The organism is Bradyrhizobium sp., assembly GCF_049586575.1.
Lineage (GTDB): Bacteria > Pseudomonadota > Alphaproteobacteria > Rhizobiales > Xanthobacteraceae > Bradyrhizobium.
The window spans coordinates 1-5,563 of sequence record NZ_JBAVCF010000762.1 but is presented as its reverse complement, the minus strand read 5'-3'; the positions used below and the strand labels follow the sequence as shown (position 1 = coordinate 5,563).

Here is a 5,563-nt window from a genome sequence, read left to right as displayed (position 1 = left end):
CCATGTGGCGGTCGTAGTTTTCCGGAATCGAGCCGGCGAACACCTTGTCAGTTTCCAACATGGCTAATCACCCGTCACCAGTTTGATGGCTCGCATGACTACCATACGATTGTCCGCTCCGGGTCATGAACGTCGTTTTTGGTCCATTGCCCGCCATGTCGGCTTCACCCTCCAGAGCTGCCGTTGAAGCCGACGTGGCTATCAGTCGAAACGTGCCAAAAGCTGCCGTGAGCAGGTGCAGCAAATGCTAGCCTAAACTAGAAGCAAGCCGGCCCTTCTGGGTCAGCCAGCGGTCATGCCTTGTTCGATGAGAACGGGCGGCGTACCACGAGCCCAATGGAGCAGAGCAGCCGCATGCCACCGCGGAAGTGAAGTCATGGGGGTTGGCAAAGCAAGTGCGACACCGGCAAGGCGCCAGTGCCGCAATCCGATGACCCGAGCCGACCTCAGGCCGACTTGCGCCACGGCACCAGCATCGACACGCGGGTCTTGTAACGGCGGTATTCGTCGCCGAACAAATCGGTGAGGTCACGCTCTTCCAGCATGATGCCGACCAGGATGTAGGCCGTGGTCACAGCCGCGAACAGCAGGTGGCCCACCGTCATGGTCGGCGCTGCCCAGAACGCGATGATGAAACCGAGATAGATCGGGTGCCGCACGAACTGGTAGAAAAACGGTGTGCGGAATCGCATCGTCGGCATCGGCCGGCCGGCGAGATTGTTGGCGACCTGATGCAAACCGAACAGCTCAAAGTGGTTGATCAGGAACGTCGAGGTCAGCACCAGCAGCCAGCCGACGAACGACAGGCCCGTTACCGCCATGGCGATTTGCGGGTCATTGACCTGCCACACCACGGTGCGGATCGGTCGCCACTGCCAAAACAGCAGAGCAAGCGCCAGGCTGGCCAGCAGCACATAGGTGCTGCGCTCGACCGATTTCGGCACGTATTGCGTCCACCATATCTTGAATTGCCGGCGCGCCATCACGCTGTGCTGAATTGCGAAGACGGACATCAGGAGAAGGTTTACGATGAGCGCTTCCGTGATCGGCACAGTTGTTCCGGTGTCAATGCTCTTTGGCACCACGAGGTCCGATACGAAGCCGATGGCGTACAGAAAAGTGACGAAGAACACTGCGTAGGAAGTGAACCCAAAGAGAATCGCGATGAGCCGTCCAATGAGATGGCCTTGGCCGGAGCGCGTGTCTTGGTTGACTGCTTGGGTCTGGGTCATAGTCTCCTCCGGTTTATTGCGACTACTGGGATCGCAATCGAGAAGTGCGCAGAATGCCGAAGCCGCGACGGAAGACTTTGCCCGGAGCTTGATTTGTCCGTGAGATGGGCGCGATTATTCCTTGAGAGCGGCTTTGCAGCCCGGGTGGACCACCGACGTGCAATTTTTCTTTGCCAATCATACGCTTGACACCGACCGGCGCGAGCTGCACCGCGGTTCTGAGGCTATTGCCGTTGAGCCGCAGGTGTTCGACCTCCTGGTCTACTTGGTGCAGAACCGGGACCGCGTGGTCAGCAAGGATGATCTCATCGCCTCAGTCTGGGGCGGCCGGATCGTGTCGGATTCGACGCTGACCAGCCGCATCAACGCTGCGCGCAGGGCGGTCGGCGACAGCGGCGAGGATCAGAGGCTCATTCGCACCATCTCGCGCAAGGGGTTGCGCTTCATCTGTGCGGTGGACGAGCCGCCGGCCGCGGGCGGCAAGGCGCATAAACCGTTGCTGGTCAAGCCGCAGCAGGAAATCCGCTTTTGCACGACATCCGACGGCGTCCGCGTCGCTTACGCGCTCGCCGGCCAGGGGCCGCCCCTGATCAAGGCCGCCAATTGGCTCAATCACCTGGAATATGACTGGGAAAGCCCGATTTGGAACCACTTGCTGCATTCGCTCACGCTCGAGCATCGTCTGATCCGTTATGACGAACGTGGCAACGGTCTCTCCGACTGGGAGGTGGGCGAAATTTCGTTCGAGGCATTCGTGCGGGATTTGGAGAGCGTCGTCGAGGCCACCGGACTGAAGCGGTTCGCGCTGCTCGGCATTTCGCAGGGTTGCGCGGTCTCCATTGCTTACGTCGTGCGGCATCCCGAGCGTGTCAGCCATCTGGTGCTTTATGGCGGCTTCGCGCGCGGCCTGCGCAAGCGCGGCTCCGCCGAGGACATCGCGCTGGCGGACGCATTGGCCGTCCTGATACGCCGCGGATGGGGACAAGAGAACGCCGCGTTTCGTCAGATGTTCACGACGCGCTTTGCCCCCGGCGGCACGGCCGAAGAGATGCAATGGCTCAACGATCTGCAGCGGATCACGGCGTCGCCGGAGAATGCCGTGCGTCTCCGCCAGGCCACTGAGAACATCGACGTCACCGCGCTGCTTGCCAAAGTTAAAATCCCGACGCTCGTGCTGCATTGCCGGAGCGAGACCTCGGTGCCGTTCGAGGAGGGGCGCCTCCTTGCGGCCGGTATCCGTGGCTCGCGTTTTGTCGCACTCGAAGGATGCAACCACCTACTTTTGGAGCGAGACCCGGCCACGATCCGCTTTCTTGTCGAAATTCGGAATTTTCTCAAGGGCTGATGCCGGCCCTCCGAGGCAAGCTCGAATAGGCCCAGCACCTGGCAGGCGATATTCCATAACGTCTCGTTCGGCGAACGCTGACGAGCGCGATGTTCTTGAAAAGCCGCCCACGTTGTGCGCCAGGTCCGAAACGGGTCAGGCGCGTACGTTCTGCCACGTCCGATGTCTGGGTCGGCTGTCACCGAATTCGGACATCACTTGTGGCGAAGACCCGTATCTTCGTGCCGTGGCGCTTTTTGGTCGCCGGCCGCATCGGCCCGTCGATAGCCCAGTCATGCCGCCGACCAGAAACCTGCACAGGAACAGACGTCACTCAGGAATGCCCTTTAGCCAGAGGTTTTGCAACGTCCCTGGCGGTATCAATGAACAGCCGTGCAACGGGGCTGACAGTGCGGTTCTTCAGCATAACGACTCCGTTCGGTACGCTTTTCATCGGCAATTCAATGGGTAGAATTTTGAGTTCGGAACGTTCGACTGGAAATCGCAGCGCCGAAGCGGGAAAAATCGTCAAAAAGCGCCCGGTCCCTAGAAGACTCATCCTCACCTCAGGGGAGTCAGTGATGACTGTGGCGCGAGGGTACCCGAGGCCGCAGGCGGCGAGGGCCTGCATAGCAATGGATATGATTCCGCTCGCTGGCGGCGAAAGTACCCATGGTGCATCGATAATCTCGGCAAGCGTAATCTTTCGTCTTCGTGCCCATGCACTTTGCGAGCCAACCGCAATAACACCCGTATCATGAAAGAGATATTCGAAGCTTAGCTGCTTGTCAGACAGCGGACCGAGCTGGCGCGCAATCAAAAAATCGACCTTACGCTCGTGCAATTGCTGATGCAGCGCTTCGGCATACCCCGTCACGAGATGAAAGACGATCCCTGGATGGCGCTGGGACAAACGATCGACGACTGCCGAGGCGAAGCTTGCGGCTAAAAGCGGAGTGCATCCAACCCTTATTTCGCCGCTAGAAGGGTCGGCGAGGAACTCGATATTCTTCAGCGTTTGGCGCAGTTCGTCGAATACGGCGGTGCCTCCACCGAGCAGCGCGTGGCCAAATTCGGTAGGCTCGATCCCTTGACGGTGACGATCAAGCAACCGAACGCCGAGTGCGTGCTCGAGATCGGCGATTGATTTTGAAATGTTAGGCTGAGAGGTGTTCAATTGGCGTGCCGCCTTGCCCATGCTGCCCGCTTGAACAACGGTCATAAGGATGTGGAGGTCTTGTAGTTTGATCCGCCTACCAATTCGATCGCTCAGCCTCATGGCGCGCACCATCGCATATGAAAATATATATGACTACATCAAATAATACTATTATCAACTTACGTGCCTGGCACTTACCCTCCAATCGGTCGTAAGTTGCGATTTTCCGAATCGCGGACGAGCCGGGAGGACGCTCACATGACAATATCCCGCCGAAAACTGTTCTGTTTGGCGGCGGGCACTGCCGCGCTTCCCGCTCTTTTGCGCAGCGCACGAGCGCAGACCTATCCAGCGCGACCAGTGCGGCTCGTCGTCGGATTCCCGCCGGGCGGCCCAGGCGACATCGTTGCGCGCCTGATGGCCCAATCGCTAACGGAGCAAATTGGTCGGCAGGTCGTCGTAGAGAATCACCCAGGGGCAGGCGGCAACATTGCCGCCGAAGAGGTCGTCAGGGCCAATCCCGACGGCTACACGCTCTTGCAGGTCACTGCTTCAAACGCGATCGGAGAAAGTCTCTACAAAAACCTTAAGTTCGATTTCATCCGGGATCTGACACCGGTGGGAGGGATCGGCCGTGCGCCCCTCGTCCTGGAGATCAATCCATCGCTGCCAGTGAAGACGACTTCTGAGTTTATCGACTACAGCAAATCAAATCCAGGCAAGCTCAGCATGGCTTCGCCGGGGATTGGGACGCCGGGCCATGTTGCTGGCGAGCTGTTCAAGATGATGGCAGGCGTCAACTTGGTGCACGTGCCCTATCGCGGGGGCGCACCGGCTCTGACTGATCTGTTAGGCGGACAGGTGCAGGTGTTGTTCGACCCGATCCCTGCATCTCTTGAGTACATCAGAGGCGGAAAGCTTCGTGCACTGGCCGTCACCACCACGACCCGTTCCAAAGCGTTGCCGGATGTGCCTCCGGTTGCGGATGTCCTGCCGGGCTATGAGGCCAGCAACTGGTGGGGAGTCTACGCGCCAAAGGGCACGCCGCCGGATATTCTACACAAACTCAATCGCGAAATGGTGGCGGCGCTTGCTCACACTGACCTGAGCGCGCGACTTGCCGGTTTCGGCACCGAGCCCATGCCGATGTCAGCCTCCCAGTTCGGCAAATTTGCTGCCGACGAGACGGAAAAATGGGCCAAGGTGATCAAATTCGCCAACATCAAGCCGGTGTGACGCGCTCAATTCGTCGACGCCGTAGCCTTTCGTCCCTGTTAACGCGGTGCATTGCAGCAAGTTTGCACTCGCCATGTCTGTTCGGGGTCATGAACGTCGTTTTTGGTCCATTGCCCGCCATGTCGGCTTCACCCTCCAGAGCTGCCGTTGAAGCCGACGTGGCTATCAGTCGAAACGTGCCAATAGCTGTCGTGAGAAAAATGTCAGACATAAGCATTTTCACTGTTATGAAAAACTTAAATGGTACGCCGACTATATTCTCAGCGAATGGGCTGCGCGCGCGACTCCGATACCTATACAATAGTCTAAGTCTGCCGCGCGCGACGGATCGCTGAGAGGGGAGAGGAATTCAAATACGGCCCGCAATTGTGTGGCTACTCCTTAGGCTGTTGGCTTTTGTGCTTGTGGCCTCAAGCTTCCTTACTGCCATCCCGGGCAGATCAAATCTCAATTGGAGCGCCGTAATCCCGCTTGGCATTCTGCCGGGCATCATCCTCTATCTATGGCTGTGTCTAGTTCATTCGCGAGCTGGTGCGGATTTCTCGTCGCCATATTCTCTCGACCAACCGTTCCTACCAATGACAAGGTTCCCTTTGCGATTCTGGCTCCTCG

The 5,563-nt window shown here is 58.5% G+C and carries 4 protein-coding genes; 2 read left to right on the top strand and 2 right to left on the bottom strand.

The window, feature by feature from the left end; translation table 11 throughout:
* Window positions 1-446: 446 nt before the first annotated feature.
* Window positions 447-1,232: a methanethiol S-methyltransferase gene (gene mddA, locus WB528_RS27360; RefSeq protein ID WP_423892467.1), complete on the bottom strand. Its 786-nt coding sequence runs from the start codon at window positions 1,230-1,232 to the stop codon at window positions 447-449.
* Window positions 1,233-1,389: 157 nt separating this feature from the next.
* Here mddA and WB528_RS27355 point away from each other — a divergent pair, with 157 nt between their 5' ends.
* Entirely contained in the window at window positions 1,390-2,577 is a 1,188-nt protein-coding gene (locus WB528_RS27355; RefSeq protein WP_423892466.1) for an alpha/beta fold hydrolase, read from the top strand.
* Window positions 2,578-2,890: 313 nt separating this feature from the next.
* Here WB528_RS27355 and WB528_RS27350 read toward each other — a convergent pair whose 3' ends face one another.
* Window positions 2,891-3,835 (bottom strand): LysR family transcriptional regulator, encoded by a 945-nt coding sequence (locus tag WB528_RS27350; protein WP_423892465.1) that lies wholly within the window; start codon window positions 3,833-3,835, stop codon window positions 2,891-2,893.
* A 138-nt stretch (window positions 3,836-3,973) separates the two neighbouring features.
* Between WB528_RS27350 and WB528_RS27345 the strand changes: the two genes are divergently transcribed.
* The gene (locus WB528_RS27345; RefSeq protein ID WP_423892464.1) at window positions 3,974-4,951 is read left to right on the top strand and encodes a Bug family tripartite tricarboxylate transporter substrate binding protein; all 978 of its coding nucleotides are present in this window, start codon (window positions 3,974-3,976) and stop codon (window positions 4,949-4,951) included.
* Window positions 4,952-5,563: the final 612 nt, after the last annotated feature.

Excerpts from the sequence above, each read along its gene's own strand:
- mddA (WP_423892467.1), bottom strand. The coding sequence starts at position 1,232 with ATGACCCAGACCCAAGCAGTCAACCAAGACACGCGCTCCGGCCAAGGC.
- WB528_RS27350 (WP_423892465.1), bottom strand. The coding sequence starts at position 3,835 with ATGAGGCTGAGCGATCGAATTGGTAGGCGGATCAAACTACAAGACCTC.
- WB528_RS27345 (WP_423892464.1), top strand. The coding sequence starts at position 3,974 with ATGACAATATCCCGCCGAAAACTGTTCTGTTTGGCGGCGGGCACTGCC.